The sequence below is a fragment of the Nonomuraea zeae genome (assembly GCF_005889725.1).
In the GTDB taxonomy this organism is placed as follows: domain Bacteria; phylum Actinomycetota; class Actinomycetes; order Streptosporangiales; family Streptosporangiaceae; genus Nonomuraea; species Nonomuraea zeae.
This window is the reverse complement of sequence record NZ_VCKX01000224.1, coordinates 1-21,375: the sequence shown is the minus strand read 5'-3', so window position 1 is coordinate 21,375 and position 21,375 is coordinate 1. Positions and strand designations below refer to the sequence as shown.

Below are 21,375 nucleotides of genomic sequence, written 5' to 3'. Positions count from 1 at the left end.
CACCATGCGGATGGCTTCTTCCTTGAACTCCGGCGAGAACTGCCTGCGACGCCTTGCCACGTACCTACCTCTTCCAGACTTCTGTCAGCTTATGTAGCCGACTGTCCGGAATCTGCTAGGCGCCTCACACCTCCATGGCCAGTCTTTTCACCTGCGTGCATTGCTCCGACCGCGCACGCTCCGATAGGAGTATCCCGTGCTGGACGAACAGGTAGTCCGCGATGATCACCCGCGCGGGCCCCGCGAACGTGGACAAGTAGCGGCCAGCGTCATCGACCAACCCCCGTACCTCGCCCTCAAGCCGCTCGAACTGCCGCGCCTGCTCGGCCCGAAGCTTCTCCCGCACCTCCCGACTCGCCTCAGCTGGCAGCTCGGCCGCCGCGGCTGAGGCCGTCCACCCGACGAGGGTCACGCGGGCGAGTAGGTCTCGCCGGGCTCGCATCGCCTCCAGGATGCGTTCTTTCCGCGCCTCCAGTCGAGGCTTGGCCGCGTACTCGATGCCCAGGGCGACGACCAGCGAGACCGCCGCCGAGACCAGAACCGGTTCCCAGTTCACGTCACCCTCCTAGGCCACCCGATCGGAGGGAGCGAGCGTATCGAGCCGGCAACTCCCGGCGCTGGTGAATGGCCGCATGAGCAGGGCGACGCGACGTTAGCGACTCAACCCGGCATCCTCTCCGGCGACATACCACCAACCCGCCCACGGGGGAGCGATGCAGAAGATCCAGGCCCGCTACTACACCAACGGCCGGATCCGGCCCGTCCGGCTGATCGTCATGCACTCCATGGAGGCCCCGGAGAAGCCCGAGACCGCCGAGAACGTCGCCCGCTGGTTCGCCACCAGCTCGCCCAAGACCTCCGCGCACGTGTGCGTCGACCAGAACAGCGCCGTCCGGTGCGTCGACGACGGCGACACCGCGTGGGCCGCGCCGAACGCGAACGCGGACGGCCTGCACATCGAGCTGAACGGCTACGCCCGGCAGAAGCGCGCCGACTGGCTCGACGCCGCATCCACGGCCACCCTCAAGAACGCCGCCAAGGTCGCCGCGGCCTGGGTCAAGAAGTACAACATCCCGATCAAGCACCTGACCCCCGCCCAGGTGAAGGCGGGGCAGAAAGGGTTCTGCGCCCACGTCGACGTCACCCGGGCGTACCCGGGCACCGGCTCCCACACCGACCCCGGTCCCGGCTTCCCCTGGGACAAGTTCCTCGCCTGGGTGAAGGCCGAAGTCGAGGGCAAGCCGGCCAAGCCCGTCGCCTGGTCACGGACGCTCGTCTACACCAAGGGCAAGGCGTACATGAAGGGCGCCGACGTCGAAGCGTGGCAGGCCCTCCTCGATGAGCTGGGCTACGACGTGGACGTGGACGGCCTGTACGGCGCCGACTCCACCACGGCGACGCGGAAGTTCCAGACCAAGGCCAAAGTCCTGGTCACCGGCACCGCGGACAAGACCACGTGGCAGGCCGGCCAGAAGGCGAAGGGGGAGAAGAAGTGAAATTCGGTGACGCCCTCAACGCACTCAAGGCCGGGCGAAGGCTCGCCCGCGCCGGATGGAACGGCAAGGGCATGTGGGTCTTCCGCGTCCCGGCTCGACCATCACTGTCGACGCGAACCACCCGCTCGGCCAGGCCGCGCCCGAACTCGTCGGCCGCACCGTGACCTACCGGCCGCACATCGACACGTTCACCGCGAACGGGCAGATCGTCCCGTGGGTCGCGTCCCAGTCCAACCTGGACGCCGACGACTGGGAGATCGTGTGACATGCCGCTGGCGGGACGCTCTGGATGGACGGCCCGCCAGCGCAAGACGGCGGGGAGCCCCAAGTCAAAGCTTGAGGGCCTTCAGGATGGGACCGAGAACCGAGGGGTCGGCGCCCACGCGGATGAGCAGGTAGACCACAGCCAGTCCGATGGCACCCTTCACGAGGATGCGCACGGTCTCCTTGGAGATCCAGAAGCCGTCACCAGGCGGTGGCGGGGGTGTGGGCTGGCTGGCAGCGTCAGACAAGTTGCCTCCATACACGTCGGCCGGCCCCGGAAGGTGCGCCGTTCGTTGCGGCACCCGACGTGCATGGATAACCTGGACTTGGGATGTACAGGCATTTAGCACGTGGGCCCCTTCCGGGGACCGGTGTTGATGCGACGAGAAGGGCTTCGGGCCGCTGGAACGGCTCGGGCCCTTTCGTCGTATCTAACGGTAGTGCGGCTCACCGACGCGGTGTTAGCGCCGCGTGCCGCACGGCAAAGCGGGCTTACAAACGGTGTCCGAAATCTTCGCCGATGGCCAGACCCCTCATCAGCGCCCCGGCCAGCAGCCCGGCCACCAGCGTGAATAACGTCGCGTACGTCTCCAGCCGTGCCGTCTGCGGGACTTTCGGGCACAACCAGCGAAATTCGGCCCCGAAACCCGCGTTGTGTGCAGTCCCTTGAGCAGGCGCCCTGCGGCGGCGCCTCACCTGAGCCAGTGCCGAGACCTGTGCGCAGGTTGTCGGTGCAGTAGTCGGTGATGTAAGCCGAGAAGAACACCGTGGCCAGCGCCGACGTCCCGTTCATGAACTCGGCAAACAAGCCGGCGGCCTTCTTCTTGACCGCGCCGGCCAGCACTACATCAGCGCGAGGGTGGCCGCCGTGGCGTCCGCGCCGGCCACCGTGCCCGCGAGCGCCTGGGCGGGCGTGCGGGGGATACGAGACATTGTCGATGCGGAAAGTTGTCATGCAGTTACGCTACGTATGTGGCGCATCCGTATCTCCCGCCACACCTGACCCACGAAGGGAAACCGCCCGTGCGACGCACTGTGACTGCACTCATCACCCTCTCCGCCGCCGCAGCGATAACGACGATCCCGCTCGCCGCAGCCCAAGCCTCCACGGCCGCACCGCACGCACCGGCGGCGGCGGCGCAAGCAGGTCCGCACATCGAGTGCCGTTCGGTGATCGACAGCTTTACTGGGACCAACGTCATCGGGCGCGACTGCCAGACCGAGCAAAGGCGCCGCCAGCGCCACGAAGTCGTGTACGACTACACCATCACCCGGGTCGACGGGGGGCTGGTCTTTCACTGCGAGGAGGGCATATCCGACCCCTACGGGTACGTCCACGGCAAGGGCTGTTCAGTGGTCTAGCTCCAACAGCCTGCCAGCCGGAGGGGCTGACGAGCAGCCAAGCATGGGGGAGCCCGGGTGGGGGCTCCCCCTCCTTCACAGCAGGATCGCGAGCGTCGCCCACGTGGCCACTGCACCGGCCGCCGCGCCCGCGAGCGCCTGCGCGGGGGTGTGGTCGTCGTCGCCGACGACGGCCCCCACAGAGTTGCCGACCGCGCCGCCGACGACGGCCGCGCCGACCGATCCGGCCCCGAGCCCGTCCACCCGCGGGTTCGCCCACGCAGGAGCCGACCCCGACCAGCTCGGCGCCGGAGCCGTCGCCCACGCAGGAGCCGACCAGGAATCCTGAGCCGACCGGGGAGCCGACGAGCACGGCCGCGCCCACGGAGGCCCCGGCCGTGCAGCCCGCGCCCACTGATCAGGTCACGATTGGGAGCGCTCCAGGCGCGGGCCCGCCGGCGATTCTCCCCGCGGGGGCGGGAGGAACCGTGGCGGGAGCGCTGCGACCGGCGACGTCCTGGTGGTACTAGCCGGGAGCGTGACCGGCCACCCCTGAACGGTCTGCCTCCGCACTGTGCGGGGTGCGCAGGCCCCGACCTGTCCAGGCACAGCGCGGGAGGCAGGCTGCCTGCGCCCTGAACAGGGCCCAGTGTCAGGTGACATCGAATCCGGCCATTGATCATGGCGTGACCTTGCGCTGACCACTTGCCTGCGCAGTCCCCCCGGGCGATCGTGCAATCGAAAGTGGCCATCTCCGGTGAGAAGCCCCTTCGTGCCGCGGCACAACTACGGGGGGTCAGGTGCGGCCCAGCATCCAGGTGCCAGGGTCGGCGGGGTTCTCGCTGGTGAGGATGGCGTGGACGCCGTCGAGGAATTCTTGGCGGTTGAGCCGGCCGTCGCCGTCGTTGTCGAGGCGGGCGAAGGCCAGTTCCCCGATCTTTCCGTCGAGATCCATGGCGGTGTAGAAGCGGACGTACTCCTGGAGGGAGATGGCTCCGTCGGCGTCGGTGTCGGTGGCGTCGAACAGCGGAGCGGCCAGGCTGAGGACCACGTCGGCGTGTCCGTTAGCCGATGGCCCGGCGCTGTTGCTCGCGGCGGCCAGGTATTCCGCGCAGCTCACGGAGTCGTCGCTGTCGATGTCGGCCGTGGCGCGCAGGTGCTCCCACCAGTCCGCGAACCCCTTCCTGATGCCCTGGTGGTGGGCGGAGTTGGGATCAGGGGCGAGGGCGGCGCAGAACTGGTCGGCCCGCAGGGTGAAGTCGGCGGCGGTCAGCCGGTTGTCATCGTTGCTGTCCAGCGCGGCGAAGATGAGGGCGAGGTTGGATGCGGTGAGCGACGAGGACATCGCAAGCCTCCGGTCAGAGTGACGGAACGTTGATCCCCCTGGATCTCACTCAACGTAGCATTGTATCTACTCAGAGTAAATGTATGGTCACGCTTCCATGCAGTCCACCCTGTTCGATCCGCCGGCGCCGGGCGTGGTGGTCGAGCAGCACAGCGGGCGGGGCGCTGGAGTAACAGGAGAAGTGGCCGGACTCCATGATCCGCCGCTCAAAGTAAAGTCAATACTGCGAAATGTAGTCACACCTGCTCAACGCTCACATTGCTTTGGCCACCTCCGCTGGCCCTGGCCACTCTGTGGCCACTTTGGATGGCATGCGGCCAGCTACCGCGTCACCTGACAGGGTGCGCAGACCCCGAACCGCCATGTGCGGGGCGGGCAGGCGACCACTCGGCGGCTACCGGTCGTCGTCCAAGCCGGGGAGGGTCGGCACTTCGCTGTAGCCGACGCCGTCGAGGCGCGTCAGCATCGTGTAGTTCACCCACCGAATGTTGATGCTGAGGTCGCCGCCGGTCGCGTCGGAGCCGAGGGGGATGGCAATCTTCCCCCACCACTCCTGTCGGTTGTTGGCGACGAGGCTGGCACGGGCGAGGAGGAACGTCGTCCGCGTGCGGGCGAGGAGCACCATGGGCGGCATGGTGAGCGCGCGGGGCTCCTCGGTGGCGGGTTGCTCCATGGGCGCCGAGAGTACGCCGAACGGTGGCGGCTCGTCCATCTGTTCGAGTTCGATATATGCCGATTGGGACAATAGTGGCCCGTGTCCGGTTTGCGTCTAGTGATCTTCGCTAAACGATCTCTCTGTAGCGCACGCTGCTGGGCGATCTCGAAGTGGCGAGAGGGAAGGGAGCAGGAGGGCCCGGCCCGCTCCTGGACGCTCTCAGCGCGTTTTCGTCGGTTGGCGGCACCTAGAGGTCCTAACAGAAAGATCAGCGGACGAGGCGTCGCCAGCAGATGATGGCAGCGGCGAGGGTCATGAACGCTTCGTGGATGTCGTCGCGGACTTCCCAGCGGATGCGCAGGCGGCGGAACCAGTGCAGGAGCGCGATCGTGCGTTCGACGACCCACCGGTGAATGCCCAGGCCGGAGCCGTGTGGGGTGCCGCGCCGGGCGATGATGGGTTTGATGCCGGTGCGCCAGACCAGGCGGCGGTACTTGTCGTGGTCGTAGCCGCGGTCGGCGTACAGGCAGTCGGGCCGCTGACGTGGTCGGCCGACGCGGCCGCGTACCGGCGGGATGGCTTTGATCAGGGGCATGAGCTGGGTGACGTCGTTGCGGTGGCCGCCGGTCAGGGAGACGGCGAGGGGGATGCCTCCGCCTTCGGTGATGACGTGGTGTCTCGAGCCCGGCTTGGCGCGGTCGACCGGGCTCGGCCCGGTTTTGGGCCGCCCTTGAGCGCCCGGATGTGGGAGCTGTCGATCACCGCCTTGGACCAGTCCAGCTGACCGGCGGCGTGCAACTCGGCGAGCAGGAGCTGGTGCAGCCGGTCCCCCACCCCGGCCTGGTGCCAGTCGCGCAGCCGCCGCCAGCAGGTCATGCCTGAGCCGAACCCGAGCTCCTGCGGCAGGAACTCCTCGGCGAGCAGGAGCTGGTGCAGCCGGTCCCCCACCCCGGCCTGGTGCCAGTCGCGCAGCCGCCGCCAGCAGGTCATGCCTGAGCCGAACCCGAGCTCCTGCGGCAGGAACTCCCACGGGATCGCGGTGTAGAGCACAAACAAGATGCCCTGCAACGCCAGCCGGTCATCCAGCCGCTTACGTCCCGAATGGCGCCGGCGCCGCTCCACCTTCGGCAGCGGCGGCTCGATCCGCTCCCACAGGCTGTCCTGCACCATCCACGGTAAGGCCCTTGAGCAGCAACCAATCGGTCAGTGGCGGTAGCGGGCTGACGTCAGTTGACCTACCGCCATCCAGCGGTCCGATGCGGGTGGGCAGCGACATGGCGGCGGATTGAGTAACTGTTCGGCTACTTTCGGTTTGTTATGGGCGGGGCTGGCCCTCCTTTGCGGCGTATGCCGGTGGTGGAGTTCTTAACCGATGACGAAGCGGCCACGTACGGCCGATACGGGGAAGTGCCGTCGCGCGCGGACCTGGAGCGGGTGTTCTTCCTTGATGACCAGGACCGAGAGCTGGTTGAGCGTCGTCGTGGCGACCACATGAAGTTCGGCTTCAGCCTTCAACTCGTCACCGTTCGATGGGTCGGGACGTTCCTGGAGGACCTGCTGGAGGTGCCGACCGCGGTCCTCGACTTCGTGGCCGAGCAGTTGGGCATCGCCGACCCGTCGTGCGTGAAGAAGTACACCGAGCGGACCAAGACGCGATTCGATCACCAGTGGGAGATTCGGCGGGTGTACGGCCTGAAGGAGTTCGGGACCGTCGAAGGGGATCTGCGAGCGTGGGTGGAGGCCAGGTCTTGGACCACGGGGGATGGACCGAAGGCGATCTTTCTCGACGCGGTGCGTTGGCTGCGGGAGCGGGATGTGCTTCTGCCCGGGGTGACGACGCTAGCCCGGCTGGTCACCAACGTCCGCGATGAGACGACCCGGCGACTGTGGGGTGTCCTGGAAGGGCTGTTGACCGTGGGTCAGCGTTATGTGCTGGACCAGCTGCTGGAGGTTCCGCCAGGGTCACGGGTCTCGGACCTGGAGCGCTGGCGCAAGGGCCCGGTCCCGCGCGGGTCCGGGCCGACGCTGATCAAAGCACTGGAGCAGGTCGCCGAGGTCGCGGGAATGGGCATGACGGAGCTGGGGGCCGACCGCTTGGTGCCGCCGCGCCGGCTGGCGGAGCTGGCCAAGTACGGGATGAGCGCGGACGCCTCGCAGATCCGCCGTCACCGCGATGGCCGTCGTCTGGCGACGCTGTTGGCCACGGTGGCGTTCCTGGAGGCAAAGTCGGTCGATGACACCCTGGAACTGCTGGACCTGCTGATGACCACCGAGCTGCTGAACAAGGCGCAGACCGCCGCGGACAAGGAGAAGATCCGCAAGCATCCGAAGCTGGCCAAGGCCTCGGCCCGCCTGGCGGTGGCGGTGGAGGCGCTGTTCGACTCCGATGCCTGGGGTGGCGAGGACGAAGAGCCCCGGGTGTCGGAGGTGTGGGAGGCGATCGAGGCGGTGGTGTCGCGGGCGGAACTGCGGGCGGCGCTGGTCTTGGTGAATGAGAACGTGCTGCCGGCGGATGCGGAAGAGCCCGACGACTGGCGCAGCGAGCTAGTCGGCCGCTACAGCACGGTGTCGGGATTTTTGAAGGTGCTGCCCACGGTGATCTGTTTCGGCGCGAACGCCGAGGGCGCCCCGGTGCTGGCGGCAATGCGGCAGTTGCCGGAGGTGCTGGCCCACCGCAGCAGGCTGCCCGCACCACTGATTCCGGCCCGACTAATCGAGGCGGCCGTGGTGACCGGCCCATGGAAGCGCCTGGTGTTCGGCCAGCCCGTCCACGAGGACGGCGCGGTGAACAGGCACGCCTACACCTTCTGTCTCCTGGAGCAGTTCCACCGGCATCTCAAACGCCGCGAAATCTACGCCGACGCCTCCACCAAGTGGCGCAACCCGCAGGCCAGACTCCTGGAAGGCCAGGCGTGGGAGGCGGTCCGGCCGGACGTGCTCACCGCGCTGGGCCTGCCGGAGAACCCGGACGCCCTGCTGGCCGACCACACCCGCGCGCTGGATGCGGCATACCAAGACGTGGGCAGCCGGCTGGACACCAACACCGAAGTCCGGATCGACGACGCGCGGGAAGATCCACCTGACCGGCGTGAAGGCCATCGAAGAGCCGCCCTCGCTGGTCGACCTGCGCAAGCACACCACGGCGATGCTGCCGCGCGTGGATCTGCCCGAGGTCATCTTGGAGGTGATGAGCTGGGAGCCGCAACTGGTGGAGGCCTTCACCGCAGCCTCCGGCGGCCGCTCCCGGCTGGAGGACCTGCCGACCTCGATCGCGGCGTGCCTGGCCGCGCACTCCATGAACGTCGGCTACCGGCCGATCGCCAAGACCGGCGTTCCCGCGCTGGAGCGCTCGCGGCTCTCGCACGTGTTCCAGAACTACTTCCGGCCTGAGACGCTCAGCCTGGCCAACGCGCCGCTGGTCGCCTGGCAGGCCGGGCTGCCGCTCGCCCAGGCGTGGGGAGGCGGCATGGTCGCCGCGGTCGACGGCATGCGGTTCGTGGTCCCGGTCCCGGCGGCCTTCGCTCGCCCCAACCGCAAATTCTTCGGCTCCAAGCGCGGCATGACCTGGCTCAACGCAATAAATGATCAAGGAATCGGGCGAGGCGCGAAGATCGTGTCCGGCACGGTCCGCGACTCCCTGCACATGGTCGACGTCATCTTCGGGCTGGACGGCGGGGAGTTGCCGGAGATCGTCGTTTCCGACACCGGCTCCTACAGCGACCTGACCTTCGGCCTGCTGGAACTGCTGAACATCTCCTACCGGCCCGCGCTGGCGGATCTGCCCGACCAGAAGGGCTGGCGCATCGACCCCGGCGCCGACTACGGGCCGCTGAACACCTTCGCCCGCGGCAGGATCGACCTGCGCAAGGTGCAGCGGATGTGGCCGGACATCCTGCGCGTGATCGCCTCCATCTACACCGGCACCGTCCGCGCCTACGACGTAGTGACCATGCTGCAGCGCGAGGGTCACCCCACCGCGCTGGGCGAGGCGATCGCCACCTACGGCCGGATCTTCTTGTCCCTGCACATCCTCGCCTACATCGACGTGGACGAGACCTACCGGCGCGACATCAAGCACATCCGCAACCTGCAGGAGGGCCGTCACGCCCTGGCCCGGAAGATCTGCCACGGCAAGAAGGGCGAGCTCTACCACCGCTACGAACGCGGGCTGGAGAATCAGCTCGGCGTCCTCGGGCTTGTTCTCAATTGCGTCGTTTTGTGGACGACTGTCTACCTGGACGCGGCAGTCCGGCAGCTGAAGGCGCAGGGCAACCCCGTCCGAGATGAGGACATGGCCCGGCTCTCGCCCTTCGTCAACACCCAATTGGGCGTGCACGGCGCCTACACCTTCATACTTCCCGACTTGGCGCCAGGGGCGATACGCGCTCTGCGCGACCCCGACGCACTCGACGCCGACGACGAAGAGATCTGACCCCTCACCTCGGCGGGCGGGCTTCGAGTACCCGGCCGGGCCCCTCCTCACATGTCGTGTTCGTGGATGGCTGAGGCGATGTATCCAGCGTGGGACGAGCCGCTCCAGCGGTGTCTGCCAGCAGATCCCGCGGTCCCCGGGTCCTGCGGCGGGGACCGGCTTGGTCAGTGGGTGTCTGGTCTGGGGATGTGGATGCCGGCGGCGCGGAGTTTGGTCTCGACGAGCGCGACTCCTCGGGCCGCGGCCGATCCCTGCTCTTCGCCGTGGAGGGCGATCAGCTTGTAGCGGGTCGCAGCGTCGGTGCGGGCTTGCAGGCCGGTCACGATTTTCAGGTGTGCGGGGTTGGCGAGGAGGTGGTCGGCCATGGCGGTGGCGAGCTCGGCGATGCGCGGGTCGTCCGGTTCCCAGGTCGCGGCTTCGGTTGCGCGCTTGATCAGGGCGACGAACCGGGTGTCTTCGAGGGCGTGCTCGATATGGGTGAGGTAGTCGTCGAAGCTCTCGGGGACCAGTGCCCTGGCCAGGACCCAGCCCTCCCTGGCGGCCGCCACCTCCTCTGCGGGGAAGCCGAGGCCGGACATCCGCTCCAGCAGCGCCACAGCACGGTCAGGCAGTAGAGCCCGGTCGCCGTCGGCGAGCCGGTGCAGCGTGTCACGTCGCGCGATCAACTCCTCGATCCGTTCGGTGAACTGCCGCTCAACGTCGGCGAGCACGGCGGCGAACAGCGCGGGGTCAGCGTCGAGCAGGGACCCGATCTCGGCCAGGGGCACCCCGGCGGCGGCCAGCGTCCGGGCCTGCACCAGCCGCAGCAACTCGGCCGATCCGTACCGCCGGTAGCCGGAGCTGTCGCGTTCCGGCTCCTTGACCAGGCCGAGCTTGTGGTAGTGCCGCACCGTCTTCACCGTGACGCCGACGAATGCCGCCGCCTGCCCGATCGTGACTCCGTTCATCTGCGCAATCCTGCCCTGTGCTCGAGCTCGGCGACCAAGCGGACCAGCCGAGCATGTGGACGGGCCACGCCGAGTTCGGCGTGGCCCGTTCGGGTTCTTCCTGGTGTACGACCGGAAGGGCGGCCCCTTGAGGCGTACGGGTCACAGGCGCTCTCAGCCCGTCGGCTGAGCCGGATCGACCTGCCCACCGCCAAACACCTCGTTGAGGAGCCTTCGCTGGGCGGTCTGGAATGCTGTTGCGATGGACAGGTCGGCGTCGTCCACGCAGTTCAGCGCGGCGGTCAGGGTCTTGCTGCCGTCAGGGGTGGCGTACATCAGCGCCGCGTGGCCCACGGCGGCGCCGTTGTGGGAGATGACGGTGCCGCCGCCGTCCGTGGTCAGCACGAACACTCCCAGGCCGTAGTCCATGTTCGGGATGCCCGTCGGGTGCGGCGTGCACATCTCGGCCAGCAGCCCGGCCGGCATGAGCTTGCCACCCAGCAGCGCAGAGATGAACGTGTGCAGGTCCTGGGTGGTCGAGATCATGTCGCCGCCGCTGGAGACCCAGGAGGGGTTCTGGCGGGTGATGTCGACTGTCTTCTGCTCGCCGGCGTCCTCGTAGCGGTAGTAGGCGTGGGCGTACGGCTCGGGGATCTCCGGCGACGCGTCCGGCACCACAGTGCCCGACAGGCCGAGCGGCCCCAGGATCAGCCGCTGCATCTCCTCGGCAACCGAACGGCCGGTCACCCTCTCGATCAGCAGCCGGGCCAGCACGTAGTTGGTGTTGGAATAGCTCCAGCCCGTCCCCGGCTCGAACCGCGCCGGCTTGGACAACGCCAGCTCCACCAGTTCCTGCGGCCGGTAGGTCTTGAACCGATTGTCCACCCACTCTTTGCCCGTGGTGCTGTAGGGGATGGGGATCCCTGGCGCGATCGTCCCGTCGGCGTTGACCTCCCCGGTGAAGTTGAACACTCCGCTGGTGTGCTGCAGCAGCATCCGCACCATGATCCGCTCGTCCAGCCCGAACTCGGGCAGGTAGTGCGCCGCCGGGGTGTCCAGCCCGATCTTGCCCGCGGCCACCAGCTGCAGCACCAGGGTCGCGGTGAAGGTCTTGGTGTTGCTGCCGATCCGGGCATGCCCGTTGACCGGCGGCTTCGCGGTCCCGCTCAGCTCGGCCACCCCGGCGCTGCCGACCCACTCTCCCCGCTCATCGTGCACGCGCAGCGACACCCCGACAAAACCGGAATCGACGATCTCCTCGATCGCCTTCTGCAGCTCCGGCCGATCCTGCCCGGCCGCCGTCTCCGGCACGGCCCCGCTGTCCGCAGCGGCTGCCCCAGCGGCGTCGAGGGCTTCGCTGATCTTGCGGACCATCTCGGCCGTGGCGGGGCTCGGCCGGCCCTGCTGCATCTGGGCGGTCTCGACAGCGATGAGAACGGCGCTGCGGAAGTTGCCGGCCTCGGCCGGATCCTGCTGCTTCAGCAGGTTCATGGCCGCAGTCAGGGCCGGCAGCACGCGGCCGGCGATCTCGGCCACGGACTTGCCCACCAGGTCCTTGACCTTGGGGTAGTCGGCGAGCACGTGCCCGATCAGGCCGGTGGCCGAGCCCAGCGCGATACTGCCGTGGGTGGCGATCTCACGGGGCTTGCCGGCGGCACCGGCGGCGGTCATCAGCGTCACGGCGCCGTACGCGGCGATCCGCAGGGTGCTCTTGTCCTGGTCGGAAAGGGTGATCGTCACGGTTGTTTGATCCTTTGAATCTGTTATGTCCGGTCGGCGTCGCGCCGCTGCGCCGAGCTTCCACCCTGCCCCTAGGTCAACCTCAACCGTGATCTAGCTCACAGCTGCTATGGGGGTTGGGGGTTGAGACAGCTTCGGGAGCAGGACGCCGTCCCCGTCAGGTGACAGTCGTATCTCGCCCGGCGGTCCGGCGGTGTTCCGAAAGCCGACCCCCCACCGGAACACCGCCCAGCCACAGTGGCGCCCCAGGTCGGGGCGTTCCGTATAGGTGTTCCGCGAACTGTTCCGGTGAAGGCTCCCTATCCGGAACACTTCAGAGCGTGAACGGAGCACGTGTCGGCTACGCCCGCTGCAGCACCGACGAACAAGACGTCATCATCCAGACCGAGCAGCTTCTCGCGCTCGGCGTCCCCGAGGACCGCATCTACATCGATCGCGGCTTCTCCGGCACCACCCGTCGCAATCGGAACGGCATCGACCAGGCCCTCGCAGCCGTCTGGGACGGCACCGTGTTCACCGTCACAAAATTCGACCGCTTTGCCCGCAACATGGCCGAAGCCAACGACATCCTCACCGACCTGTCCGACCGCGGGGTGCTGTTCGGGTTGAGCGCCTCCGTCTACGACTGGAACGACCCGTTCGGGCGCCTGTTCCTGCAGACCCTCGCCATGGTCGCCGAGTTCGAAGCAAACATCGGGCACCAGCGCACCCGCGAGGGCATGGCGTTGGCCAAGAGAAGGGGCAAGCTCAAGGGCAAGCAGCCCAAGCTGCCCGAACCGGCACGGCGTTCCATCCGCCGCCGCTACGCCGAAGGCGAGGTCTCCCTGGCCGACCTGGCCGCTGAATACAGCGTCGGCCGGTCCACCATCCACCGCATCATCCACGGAGCTCCAGAAACCCCCAGTTAGAAAGCGGATCTACGCCCACCTCGCTACACGCCGTAGCCATAGGAACTCCAGGCCTCCCTGGGCAGGATCATCCGAATGGGGCCTGTGACCCGCGCCCATGAGCGGTCGCATCCAAACGACCAGTTGCGATAGCCCGAGCCCCCACGGGCTCGCTAACGCCACTGGCCGATTGGTTGCTGCTCAAGGGCCGGTAACTGCTCGCCCCTCTTCACACGAAGATCAACGACCAGCAACGCCACGGGACACGGCTCTAGATCATTTTGTTAGGACCTCTTAGGCGATGCCGAAGGTGGTCGCAATCATGCTGCGCACGGCCGCAAGCTGTTCCTCGGGAAGATCGCCTACCTTGCTCTTGAGTCGCACGGCCGCCACGGTGCTGATCCGATCGACCATGGCGGCACGGCCCTCGCCGACGTCAACCGCGAACGCGGTGAGGGCCTGGGCCATGTCGGCCGCCTCGACGTGGGCCGTGAGCACGTTGTCGCCGTACAAGGTGTGGTAGAAGTCGCCGGAAACGACCAGCCGTACTTCGTCACGGTCGCCGAACTGGACACTCCACAGCTCGCCGAATCGGTGGCTCACGCGGCCTCGCCACGGTGCTCATTGGCCGCCCGCGCGGTGTCCTCGGCCACGACACGCTCGTCGGCTTCCTGGCTGGCGACCGCGCCGGCGCCATACACCGCGGCGCGGGCGGCTGTGTTGTGGGTTGCGGCGATCTCGCGGAGGGCGCCGCGCTCCAGGACGGTGGAGACGCTGAGGCCGTTCGCTTCGGCGTGCTTGCGGACCATCTCCAAGATCCACGGGGCGATGGTGATGGACGTTCTTCCCTTAGCCATGGTTCGTACGCCGCGATGTGTTGAGAGTGCTACCACTCGTAATACACGGGCTCATACTCTCTCCGGTTTTTATTACCGGGAATGAGCCCGCCGGCACCGACCCCGCCACGGGCAAGAAGGACCCGGCCACGCTCGCCATCACGGGCGAGACGATCAGGTGGCACCTGCTGCGGGCCGAGCACACCCAGCGCATCCGCGCCCTGATCGGGCAGGCGACCAGCCGCAAGAAGGACGGCACCCGCGAGCCCTGGTCGATCGCCTACCGGAACAAGCACGTGGTGGCGTTGCGCCAGGTCCTCGACCGGGCGTGGCTGCTCGGCCTCATGGACGCCGACGAACGCGACCGCGCCCAGCGCGTCGACCAGTTCGAGCGCAGCACCCTGCCCGCCGGCGGGCACCTGCCGATCGAGCGCGTCGGCGCGATGATGGCCGCCTGCGACGTCGACCTCGACCCCGAGGACGTCGAGGACCCGATCAAGCGGGAGGAACTGCGTCGGGTGGCGCTGCGGGACGCGGCGATGCTCGCCGTCCTGTATTCGAGCGGCGTGCGCCGGTTCGGGCTCGCCGCGGTGGCGCTGGCCGACTACGACCCTGCGGCCCGCTCCCTGCGCATCCGGGCAAGCGGAGCAAGGAGCGGATGGTGTACCTCACGCCCAGCGCGGTCGGCCGTGTCGAGGGGTGGCTGACCGTGCGGCGCCGCGACCCGGGCGGCCTGTTCCCGCCGTTCACCCCGCGGCAGGCACATCCGCCGCGACCAGCAGGCCCGGATGGCGTTCATCGACGCTCGCACGGTCAGCAACGTGCTCGTCGCGCGAGCCGAGCAGGCAGGGCTAGACGAGGCTCCCCGCGCGCACGACTTCCGGCGCACGTTCATCGGCGAGCTGCTCGACGCCGGGGTGGACCTGGCCACCAGGCAGGCCCTCGTCGGACACTCCTCCCCTGCGACCACCGCCAAGTACGACCGGCGGCCGGAGCGGACCCGCCGCGCGGCCGTGGACAAACTCGCCACCCCCGACGCCGTGCCCCTGCCCGGTGCCACCCCCGTCGACGCAAGGCGCCGCCTGCGACGTAACGGCCCCGACCATCGAGCGAGACGCTAGGCCAGAGCGTTATCCAGACTCGCCGGCATGCTGCATTTCATGTGCCGAGACGACATCGTTCGCTCGGTACCGGAAGTACGCGGTGGTTCTCGCGCGTGGTGAAGGAGGACCTGCACCCCGCTCGGATTTGAGTCGTAATGGTTCGCGGTGGTGCTCATCGTGTACACCATGAGCACCACCGGCTCTGGCGAGGAACAGCGGGACAGCCCATAGCGCTATGGCGCCGTTGGCGCGCCGCCGTTCTTGTGCGCGTCGCGGCGCTGCCGACGCGCCTCACGCATTGCGGCCTTCTTCGCCGGCGTGACGTAGTGGGTCTCCGTCATTTCCACGATCAGCTCGGCGACGTCTGCGACCTCCTCGGGAGAGTAGACCAGCCCGTCATGGACGCTGTCGTTGCCCAGCATGCGGGTTTCGGGGAGAGCGTCAATCAGGTCTTCGTCGAGCTGGCCCCTTAGCTCCTCGACCGCCGCCCGGTACATCGCGGCCGCACCCCGGTACGCAGCCACGCCCTCGCACAGCGACCCTTCGCGGAAGCGGTCTCGGATCGGCTCGGGCACCTCCTCGGGAAGCTCCCTGACGGCTCGTCGAGGCCAGAGCTGGACGATTTCGCTGACGGTTCTGGCAGCGCCACCACCTGAGGCTATGCCAGCGGTGATCATCTCGATCGTCACGTTCTTGCAGAAGTCGCAGCTCCAGGTCACCTGGAAAATGCCCGCTGCAGACTTTTCCAGGCTGGGCTCGAAGGTGGGGGAGATCCTCCAGACGCCACGGTTCTTCTGGGTGGTGCCGTAGCCGGCCTCGCGCTCCTGTACATGCGGGAGTTCGGCCTGCCCATCGAGCCCCCGGCGTGGCACCTGGAGACGCAGCTGGCGTACCGCGTCTCCAAGCGGGAGGTGGCGCTCCGCGAGAACACCCTGCGGCTGGTGATGAACAACCCCGGGGGCGTCTGTGACGCGGTGCCCGCCAAGGACCGCGGACCCGACGGGCAGCGCCAGGTCGTCGCCGGGTGCGTCCAAGCCATTCAGATGCTGCTCCCCGCGGGCACGACCATGATCATTTACTACCCCGACCCAGCGAATCCGGCGAAGCTGCTTCAAGTCACCGTGCGTGGCGTCGGCCGCTGGCTGGACTGACCTCCTCCGCCGCGGCGTGCCGGTCGCGAAGGCCGGCACGCCGCCGCCTGCCGGACGGTGAGTTCGTCGGTGACCTGCGGTGCCGGTCGGCCGCTGGTGCGCAGGGCCTGCAAGGTAGGGCAGGAATTGATCGACTCGTGTCCGTCGGGCGCTGAGCTCGGGGGCCAAGTCGTCAGGCGAGGCGGCGTGCCGCGTAGCGGCGGACTGTCTTGCGATCAAGGCGGAGTGCCTCGGCGATGGCCGAGATTCCCATCCCCTTGTCGAACAGGGCGTGGACGGCGGCGTACCGTTGTCGGCGTTGAGTTGCGCGTACTCCTGTCGGCGGCTCGGAGGGCGGCGTCCTTGGCAAAGATGCACTGACAGGTTGATCATTGTGTTCCTGGTCTGGCTGAGGTTCTGGCAGGCAGGCACGATGGTCCAGGACGCACTTCTCGACGGCGTCACAAAGGCTCTTCCAGAGATGGAACCAGTCCGCGACCTGCAGCACGTGCGGGGCAGCGGCCCGTACGGCCTCAGCGTAGGCGCCACTACGATCTCTGCACACGATCTCGACCCCGGGGTGTTCCCGCAGCCAGGCAGCGAAGGTCTCGGCGGTACGGTCGGGCAGCACATCCACCCGCTCGCCCGTCTCCATGTCCACCAAGATCGTCGCGTGAACATGACCTTTCTTGGTTGCGAAGTCATCCACGCCCAAGACCCGCGGCGTCGTCCTGGCGCCCTTGTCTGGGAGTCTGCGGATCAGTCGCAGCAGCGAACTCGGGCTCGCGGGAACCGCCAAGTGCGTGGTCAATCGCGCCGCCGGCCGTCCTCCCAACGCCAGCGCGATCCGCTCCAGCAGCCGCCGCAGCACCGGCGTACGCGCGGGTGCTCCGGCCGGCGACCAGCATCCGCACCCGCCAGTCGTCGACATGCTGGGGCCACCACTGACTGTTGTCGTGGTTGGCCTCGACTGCCGTCTTCACCTTCTGGTGTGCGCTGACGACCGACACCAGGTCATACAGGCGGGGGGCAAGGTCGGAGACCGCATCGGGTGCGGTCATGGGTGCTCCGGCAAGGCGTGCTGGGCGATGGCGGCGTTCGACGACGTGACGGGCCGCCTGAGCCGACGGCGCAGCAGGGTGATGGCTGCGCGGGTAGGCCAGCCTGTACAGGACAAGACGATCGCCTCAGCTGACCGTATCGCCTGCTCATCCAGCTGATCCAGAAGCGCGGCTTGCTGATCGAGGGTGATGTCGGCGTATCCATCAGCCAGGCCGAGGCTCGCGGCGCCGCAAGACGCCGATGAACGTTACGACGCTGACACCCGCCACCAGACACAGTGGCCTACCAAGGCTGCTGACTGCGCACACCGGTCGCTAGGTTTGTCCAACACGTAGAGCTCTCAGTCCTAGTAGGCGATAGGCCACTGGCCAGGGCGCAGGTGCCTGTCCTCCAGACCGAGGGCAGGGCCGCATCCCGTGAGGACGCCATGGTGGACACGCTGCGCCGAGCGGGCCGGCCTGACCCGGCAGCGGCGGTCGACCACCTGGCACAGGGCGGGGAGAAGTACCGCCAGCTCCTCGACGTGGGGCAGGCCACCAGCGCCCGCGCCCTGAACACCGCCCGCCGCACCCTTCCCGAGAGCCCTGAGCGCACCGCGGTCCGTCACGCCCTGGACGACCTCACCTGTCCGTTCCCGGTGAAGTCTTCGGGCGGCGGTGTCTCGACCTGCAGGGGGCAGCGTAGGTCCGAACGCCTCGTACGTCGGCCGTTCCACTTCACCCTGCATTTTCGAAGGGCGGCAGCATGCACACGAAGGACGGTCCGGCGGCCCGCAGTACTCCCGGGGCCGAGAACGTCGGTACGTCGCGACTCGGAAATGCCATAGTTTGGTCCCGCCGAGGTCTCCCACCCCGCCGCGGTTGTGCGTGAGCAGGTTGTCTTCGAGTGCACACCCCGGCCCACCTCCCGGTCCCGGGCTCACCCATTGTCGACGCCGATGTCCCGTGAGAGCATCCAGCGATGCGTGTAAATCTGTGGCATCGCAATTTATCCCGCATCCTCCTGGCCCTGGTCGCAGCCGCCTTCTCCATCGCATCCCTGGGCCTGGCCACCCCGGCATCCGCCGCCGTTCCCGACGGCAACAACTGCTGGTACGTGTCGCCGGGCAGCCCACCGGCCGAGACCGTCAACAGCGCGGCGGTCCAGTGCGACGGTCCAGCGCGCCGCATCGACGCCACCCCGGCATCCGCCGACCTTCCCGACGGCCACGTCTGCTGGTGGGTCTCGCCGGGCAGCCCACCGAGCAAGACCGACGCCAAGACCGTCAATTACAGCGCGACGGTCCAGTGCGACGGTCCAGTGCGCCGCATCGACCTCACCGTGGAGTTGCTCTACCACGGACTGGTCGCCGGCCCCGGCGTAACCGTGAGCGGCCGCACCGATGTCTGGCAGTACACCACCCTGGTCCCCCTGTTCGGCCTCGGCGCCCCCACCCCGGGCGAGTTGTGCGAGTCCGGCTATTACTCGGGCCGGGCGACCGCCACGGTCCAATACCTGTCGGGGTCTCCGGAGTTCATCACCGGATCGACGGGGTCTGATCCGGTATGGCTCGACTGCCCGCCGCCGGATATCCCCACGCCCCCGCCGGCGATGACGGTCGTCAACCCGGGCACCCAGAGCACGCGCCTCCCGGACAGCGTGATGCTGCAGATGCAGGCCACCGGCGGGAGCGGGTCCTACACCTGGTCGGCGACCGGTCTGCCGCCCGGGCTGACCATCGACACGACGACCGGCTTGATCAGCGGCACGCCCTCGATAGGAAGCTACGACGTCACGGTCACGGCCGTCGGCGGCGGCCAGGCAAGCACCACCTTCACCTGGCGCATCCGGCGCGAGGCCGCCTGCCCCAGATGCTGATCTTCTGCCCCCAACGGAATCCCTGTCGGAAAGGCGACGGCGCGTATTGTCTGCGCGTCCCGGGTCGATCCTCCTCGCCGATCCCGCCCGGTGCGGGTAGGAGAGGAGCAACCCGTCACACACGCTTTGAACACATCTGCCGTCCCGAGCGGCGCCCTCGCCGCGGGTCTGGCGCGGGGCTGGACTCGTCCGGGTCCCATCCGGTCACCGTACGGCCGGTCAACTCCTCGACGACGGCGGGCGCGGCGGCCTGGGCGCCGCGCCCGCTGCGCGGTGATCGTGCCGAAGAAGCCGAATCCCTCGACGTCGATCACGCCGTTTGGTCCCTGCAGGGCCCAAACGGCGTGATCGCGCCACAGGCACAGGTCGGTGTCGTCCCACTCCCGTCCGGCCGGCCCGGCAACGGTGGCGGGGACGTCCCTCTGGACGTCGGGGACGTCCAGAGGGACGTTCTGACCGGCGGCCTGGCGGTCGAGGGCGGCCTGCAGGCAGGCGTGGCGACGCTGGGCGGCGCGGCGGTCACCGACGCGCAACACCAGGGCCAGAGCCTCCCAGATGACGCCGGCGTCTCGGGCGGCGGTGATCAGGTCGGGCACGACGTCGGCCCGCGCCAAAGCAGGTCACGGGATGTGTCCTGGTCACCACGATCGCGGCAGCCGCAGCCCGGCCGCTGAACCGGACTGACCGATCGCAGCCATTTCACCGATCACCAGCCCAGACCTCCAGCGCCCCCTCACATGGCGTGTTGTGATTCGGCGCGGGTGCGCACCACGCCGAACCTGGCAGATGACGACACCTCGGCCCCCGGCCTCAGCGGGCAAGGTGCTGGCAAAGGCGGGCGGCTGTCCACACTCGGCGCATCCGAGTTACTCCACCCGTCACGGCAAGCGTTGCCAGCCGCCTACGGCCTAAAGCCGTCCGCTCCGGACCCGCCCGAGACGCCGGGCGTGTCTACTGACGCCGGGCGAGACCGTCCTTGGGCGCGTATCTTTCGAGCATTCCCAGCGACTCATCGAGACCCGGCTTGGCCGGCGGTTTGACGTAGCCCCAAATGCCGCTTCTTCCGAGATTGCGAGCTACTTCCTCCCGTGTACGTCTTCTGTTGCTCGTCCTGGTCGTTAAGGTCATCCAGTGCTGAGGCCGCGGCAGCCAGTCGCGGCCCCGCGTGGTTTGTCGGCGAGGTCGAAGAAGCGGTCCCAGGGGTTAGGTGGTGTCTGTCGGGTCATAGGTCACTCTGCCTTCGGGGTAGTGGGCCGGGCCAGCGGTGACGGCGCCAGCGTTGTGCTCAGCGAGCGCGGCGGCGACGGCTTCGGTGCTGGGCTGGACGGAGATGTCGAGGGTACGCAGGTTCCGGTGGCCGGGCAGGCTCATCAGCGTGGAGGCGGACCAGCCGTGGTCCTATCCAGGGATGGTCGGTCGTCAGTCGACACCTCGAGGTCTCCACCCGGCGCGTACACGATCTTTCGTCGCCTCTGCGGGCCGCCGCCCATGCCGCGGGACGGGCAGGGTATCCGTCACCTGCACATCCTGCTCCAGCGGGTCCCGAGTATGAAGCGCTTTTGAGGATGCGGCCCTGCCCGCTCCCGGCCGCATGTAGCGGCGGCGGCGGACCGGGGGACCGGCCTGCTCGGCCAGCGTGGGCAGCACCTCGCCGATGAGCCGCATGGCCTAACTTCGTTCCATGGTCTTCCGGGGACGCCTTCTTCGACGGCGACTCAGCGGAGTCGAATAGCGCGGGTTACCAGTTACGACCTGGGCAAACACGTATCCCACCATGTTCGAGCCGTAGCCCTAGCACGCACACCTCCGTGACCAGGCGACTATCCCTTTCGGCGTTACTTGGTGTCCGTAGCGGTGCTCAGTCTCGGTGCCTGCCTACGCAGCCGCCTTGGGCAGCGCCACCAGCCGTCGACCACGACTCGTGGTCGGCAGTGGTTCGGCGGAGTGGTCACTGATGACGCTGGTGATCGCCGTTCAGAGCGCGGTGGCAGGCCTCCATCAACTCCGGACGATTGCGAGCCAGCTCGCCCAGTGCGAACAGAATGACCGCCGTGAAAATGAGCACCACCGAAGTTCCGGAATAGACGACGAAGGCCGGGCAACTACCCGTGAACCCGAGTCTGTCGACGACCAGCGAGGAAGCATGGAACGGGAGGAGCGGCGCGGTGGCGGCGGTTAGCGTCCACGGGAGTGGTGTACGGGTTTGAACCCGTTCGTCACCTTGATGCCCGTGAGGGAAGATCGATGTGACATGAGGGCGGCCACTCCGCGATCCTTCACAGCTGTCGAAGGCAAAGAAGG

25 protein-coding genes and 1 pseudogene are annotated in these 21,375 nt (G+C 68.1%); 12 read left to right on the top strand and 14 right to left on the bottom strand.

What is annotated here, in order from left to right:
• Positions 1–124: 124 nt before the first annotated feature.
• On the bottom strand, positions 125–556 hold the full coding sequence (locus tag ETD85_RS45095; protein WP_138695998.1) for a hypothetical protein: 432 nt from the start codon (positions 554–556) through the stop codon (positions 125–127).
• Positions 557–713: 157 nt separating this feature from the next.
• On the opposite strand from ETD85_RS45095, the gene ETD85_RS45090 reads away from it, so the two are divergent.
• Genes ETD85_RS45090 through ETD85_RS66275 form a run of 3 tightly spaced genes read left to right on the top strand, consistent with a single transcriptional unit; the run spans position 714 to position 1,761 of the window.
• Positions 714–1,496 (top strand): peptidoglycan recognition protein family protein, encoded by a 783-nt coding sequence (locus ETD85_RS45090; protein WP_138695997.1) that lies wholly within the window; start codon positions 714–716, stop codon positions 1,494–1,496.
• Positions 1,457–1,660: a Thoeris anti-defense Tad2 family protein gene (locus tag ETD85_RS67715; RefSeq protein WP_379507650.1), complete on the top strand. Its 204-nt coding sequence runs from the start codon at positions 1,457–1,459 to the stop codon at positions 1,658–1,660. The genes ETD85_RS45090 and ETD85_RS67715 overlap by 40 nt, the downstream gene beginning before the upstream one ends.
• Entirely contained in the window at positions 1,570–1,761 is a 192-nt protein-coding gene (locus ETD85_RS66275) for a Thoeris anti-defense Tad2 family protein (RefSeq protein WP_240779846.1), read from the top strand. Before ETD85_RS67715 ends, ETD85_RS66275 begins: the two co-directional genes overlap by 91 nt.
• 64 nt (positions 1,762–1,825) lie before the next feature.
• On the opposite strand, the gene ETD85_RS45075 is transcribed toward ETD85_RS66275, so the two are convergent.
• Complete coding sequence (locus ETD85_RS45075) at positions 1,826–2,008, bottom strand: hypothetical protein (protein WP_138695994.1); 183 nt, start codon at positions 2,006–2,008, stop codon at positions 1,826–1,828.
• A 775-nt stretch (positions 2,009–2,783) separates the two neighbouring features.
• Here ETD85_RS45075 and ETD85_RS45070 point away from each other — a divergent pair.
• On the top strand, positions 2,784–3,122 hold the full coding sequence (locus tag ETD85_RS45070) for a hypothetical protein (protein ID WP_138695993.1): 339 nt from the start codon (positions 2,784–2,786) through the stop codon (positions 3,120–3,122).
• A 75-nt stretch (positions 3,123–3,197) separates the two neighbouring features.
• On the opposite strand, the gene ETD85_RS63750 is transcribed toward ETD85_RS45070, so the two are convergent.
• The 4 genes from ETD85_RS63750 to ETD85_RS66270 all read right to left on the bottom strand — a co-directional run bounded on the left by ETD85_RS63750 (position 3,198) and on the right by ETD85_RS66270 (position 6,271).
• Entirely contained in the window at positions 3,198–3,365 is a 168-nt protein-coding gene (locus tag ETD85_RS63750) for a hypothetical protein (RefSeq protein ID WP_170247177.1), read from the bottom strand.
• Positions 3,366–3,897: 532 nt separating this feature from the next.
• On the bottom strand, positions 3,898–4,446 hold the full coding sequence (locus tag ETD85_RS45065; RefSeq protein WP_138695992.1) for an EF-hand domain-containing protein: 549 nt from the start codon (positions 4,444–4,446) through the stop codon (positions 3,898–3,900).
• A 394-nt stretch (positions 4,447–4,840) separates the two neighbouring features.
• On the bottom strand, positions 4,841–5,119 hold the full coding sequence (locus ETD85_RS45060; protein WP_138695991.1) for a hypothetical protein: 279 nt from the start codon (positions 5,117–5,119) through the stop codon (positions 4,841–4,843).
• A 250-nt stretch (positions 5,120–5,369) separates the two neighbouring features.
• Positions 5,370–6,271 (bottom strand): IS5 family transposase gene (locus tag ETD85_RS66270; RefSeq protein ID WP_420847303.1). Its coding sequence is split into 2 segments (ribosomal slippage): positions 5,370–5,824 and positions 5,824–6,271, totalling 903 coding nucleotides; the frame shifts between segments, so codons are not numbered across the junction.
• A gap of 147 nt (positions 6,272–6,418) precedes the next feature.
• On the opposite strand from ETD85_RS66270, the pseudogene ETD85_RS66260 reads away from it, so the two are divergent.
• Both ETD85_RS66260 and ETD85_RS65060 read left to right on the top strand, forming a co-directional pair.
• Positions 6,419–6,901, top strand: a pseudogene (locus ETD85_RS66260) (DUF4158 domain-containing protein); the annotation flags it as partial.
• 1,201 nt (positions 6,902–8,102) lie between these two features.
• Positions 8,103–9,533: a Tn3 family transposase gene (locus ETD85_RS65060; RefSeq protein WP_338087235.1), complete on the top strand. Its 1,431-nt coding sequence runs from the start codon at positions 8,103–8,105 to the stop codon at positions 9,531–9,533.
• Positions 9,534–9,697: 164 nt separating this feature from the next.
• On the opposite strand, the gene ETD85_RS45045 is transcribed toward ETD85_RS65060, so the two are convergent.
• The gene (locus tag ETD85_RS45045; protein WP_138695990.1) at positions 9,698–10,480 is read right to left on the bottom strand and encodes a MerR family transcriptional regulator; all 783 of its coding nucleotides are present in this window, start codon (positions 10,478–10,480) and stop codon (positions 9,698–9,700) included.
• A gap of 153 nt (positions 10,481–10,633) precedes the next feature.
• Positions 10,634–12,199 carry a serine hydrolase domain-containing protein gene (locus ETD85_RS45040; RefSeq protein ID WP_240779844.1) on the bottom strand — a complete coding sequence of 522 codons (1,566 nt, stop codon included), beginning with the start codon at positions 12,197–12,199 and terminating at the stop codon, positions 10,634–10,636.
• 320 nt (positions 12,200–12,519) lie between these two features.
• Between ETD85_RS45040 and ETD85_RS45035 the strand changes: the two genes are divergently transcribed.
• Positions 12,520–13,107 (top strand): recombinase family protein, encoded by a 588-nt coding sequence (locus ETD85_RS45035; RefSeq protein WP_138695989.1) that lies wholly within the window; start codon positions 12,520–12,522, stop codon positions 13,105–13,107.
• A gap of 273 nt (positions 13,108–13,380) precedes the next feature.
• Here the strand turns inward: ETD85_RS45035 and ETD85_RS45030 are convergent, their stop codons facing one another.
• Positions 13,381–13,689 (bottom strand): type II toxin-antitoxin system PemK/MazF family toxin, encoded by a 309-nt coding sequence (locus ETD85_RS45030; RefSeq protein WP_138695988.1) that lies wholly within the window; start codon positions 13,687–13,689, stop codon positions 13,381–13,383.
• The gene (locus ETD85_RS45025; protein WP_138695987.1) at positions 13,686–13,895 is read right to left on the bottom strand and encodes a hypothetical protein; all 210 of its coding nucleotides are present in this window, start codon (positions 13,893–13,895) and stop codon (positions 13,686–13,688) included. The genes ETD85_RS45030 and ETD85_RS45025 overlap by 4 nt, the downstream gene beginning before the upstream one ends.
• A gap of 74 nt (positions 13,896–13,969) precedes the next feature.
• Here ETD85_RS45025 and ETD85_RS45020 point away from each other — a divergent pair, with 74 nt between their 5' ends.
• Positions 13,970–14,629 (top strand): site-specific integrase, encoded by a 660-nt coding sequence (locus ETD85_RS45020; protein ID WP_138695986.1) that lies wholly within the window; start codon positions 13,970–13,972, stop codon positions 14,627–14,629.
• 81 nt (positions 14,630–14,710) lie between these two features.
• Entirely contained in the window at positions 14,711–15,043 is a 333-nt protein-coding gene (locus ETD85_RS45015; protein ID WP_138695985.1) for a tyrosine-type recombinase/integrase, read from the top strand.
• 215 nt (positions 15,044–15,258) lie between these two features.
• Here ETD85_RS45015 and ETD85_RS45010 read toward each other — a convergent pair whose 3' ends face one another.
• Positions 15,259–15,714: a DUF4145 domain-containing protein gene (locus ETD85_RS45010; protein WP_138695984.1), complete on the bottom strand. Its 456-nt coding sequence runs from the start codon at positions 15,712–15,714 to the stop codon at positions 15,259–15,261.
• A 141-nt stretch (positions 15,715–15,855) separates the two neighbouring features.
• Here ETD85_RS45010 and ETD85_RS45005 point away from each other — a divergent pair, with 141 nt between their 5' ends.
• On the top strand, positions 15,856–16,176 hold the full coding sequence (locus ETD85_RS45005; protein ID WP_138695983.1) for a DddA-like double-stranded DNA deaminase toxin: 321 nt from the start codon (positions 15,856–15,858) through the stop codon (positions 16,174–16,176).
• Positions 16,177–16,348: 172 nt separating this feature from the next.
• Here the strand turns inward: ETD85_RS45005 and ETD85_RS45000 are convergent, their stop codons facing one another.
• Together ETD85_RS45000 and ETD85_RS63740 are read right to left on the bottom strand one after the other, a co-directional pair.
• Positions 16,349–16,864, bottom strand: a complete 516-nt coding sequence (locus ETD85_RS45000; RefSeq protein ID WP_170247176.1) for a transposase — start codon at positions 16,862–16,864, stop codon at positions 16,349–16,351.
• Positions 16,857–17,216 carry a hypothetical protein gene (locus tag ETD85_RS63740; protein WP_170247175.1) on the bottom strand — a complete coding sequence of 120 codons (360 nt, stop codon included), beginning with the start codon at positions 17,214–17,216 and terminating at the stop codon, positions 16,857–16,859. Before ETD85_RS63740 ends, ETD85_RS45000 begins: the two co-directional genes overlap by 8 nt.
• 961 nt (positions 17,217–18,177) lie before the next feature.
• On the opposite strand from ETD85_RS63740, the gene ETD85_RS44995 reads away from it, so the two are divergent.
• A complete protein-coding gene (locus ETD85_RS44995) occupies positions 18,178–19,074 on the top strand; it encodes an Ig domain-containing protein (RefSeq protein ID WP_138695981.1) in 897 nt (298 codons plus the stop codon).
• 344 nt (positions 19,075–19,418) lie between these two features.
• Positions 19,419–19,748 (top strand): hypothetical protein, encoded by a 330-nt coding sequence (locus ETD85_RS44990; RefSeq protein WP_138695980.1) that lies wholly within the window; start codon positions 19,419–19,421, stop codon positions 19,746–19,748.
• 1,274 nt (positions 19,749–21,022) lie between these two features.
• Here the strand turns inward: ETD85_RS44990 and ETD85_RS65055 are convergent.
• On the bottom strand, positions 21,023–21,375 hold a 353-nt coding region (locus ETD85_RS65055), incomplete at its 5' end, for a hypothetical protein (RefSeq protein WP_206059271.1).

What these genes read in the sequence shown, in the direction of transcription:
- ETD85_RS45090 (WP_138695997.1), top strand. Translation starts at nt 714, where the DNA reads ATGCAGAAGATCCAGGCCCGCTACTACACCAACGGCCGGATCCGGCCC.
- ETD85_RS45065 (WP_138695992.1), bottom strand. Translation starts at nt 4,446, where the DNA reads ATGTCCTCGTCGCTCACCGCATCCAACCTCGCCCTCATCTTCGCCGCG.
- ETD85_RS45060 (WP_138695991.1), bottom strand. Translation starts at nt 5,119, where the DNA reads ATGGAGCAACCCGCCACCGAGGAGCCCCGCGCGCTCACCATGCCGCCC.
- ETD85_RS65060 (WP_338087235.1), top strand. Translation starts at nt 8,103, where the DNA reads ATGCGGCATACCAAGACGTGGGCAGCCGGCTGGACACCAACACCGAAG.
- ETD85_RS45045 (WP_138695990.1), bottom strand. Translation starts at nt 10,480, where the DNA reads ATGAACGGAGTCACGATCGGGCAGGCGGCGGCATTCGTCGGCGTCACG.
- ETD85_RS45025 (WP_138695987.1), bottom strand. Translation starts at nt 13,895, where the DNA reads ATGGTCCGCAAGCACGCCGAAGCGAACGGCCTCAGCGTCTCCACCGTC.
- ETD85_RS45015 (WP_138695985.1), top strand. Translation starts at nt 14,711, where the DNA reads ATGGCGTTCATCGACGCTCGCACGGTCAGCAACGTGCTCGTCGCGCGA.
- ETD85_RS45005 (WP_138695983.1), top strand. Translation starts at nt 15,856, where the DNA reads ATGCGGGAGTTCGGCCTGCCCATCGAGCCCCCGGCGTGGCACCTGGAG.
- ETD85_RS63740 (WP_170247175.1), bottom strand. Translation starts at nt 17,216, where the DNA reads ATGACCGCACCCGATGCGGTCTCCGACCTTGCCCCCCGCCTGTATGAC.
- ETD85_RS44995 (WP_138695981.1), top strand. Translation starts at nt 18,178, where the DNA reads ATGCGTGTAAATCTGTGGCATCGCAATTTATCCCGCATCCTCCTGGCC.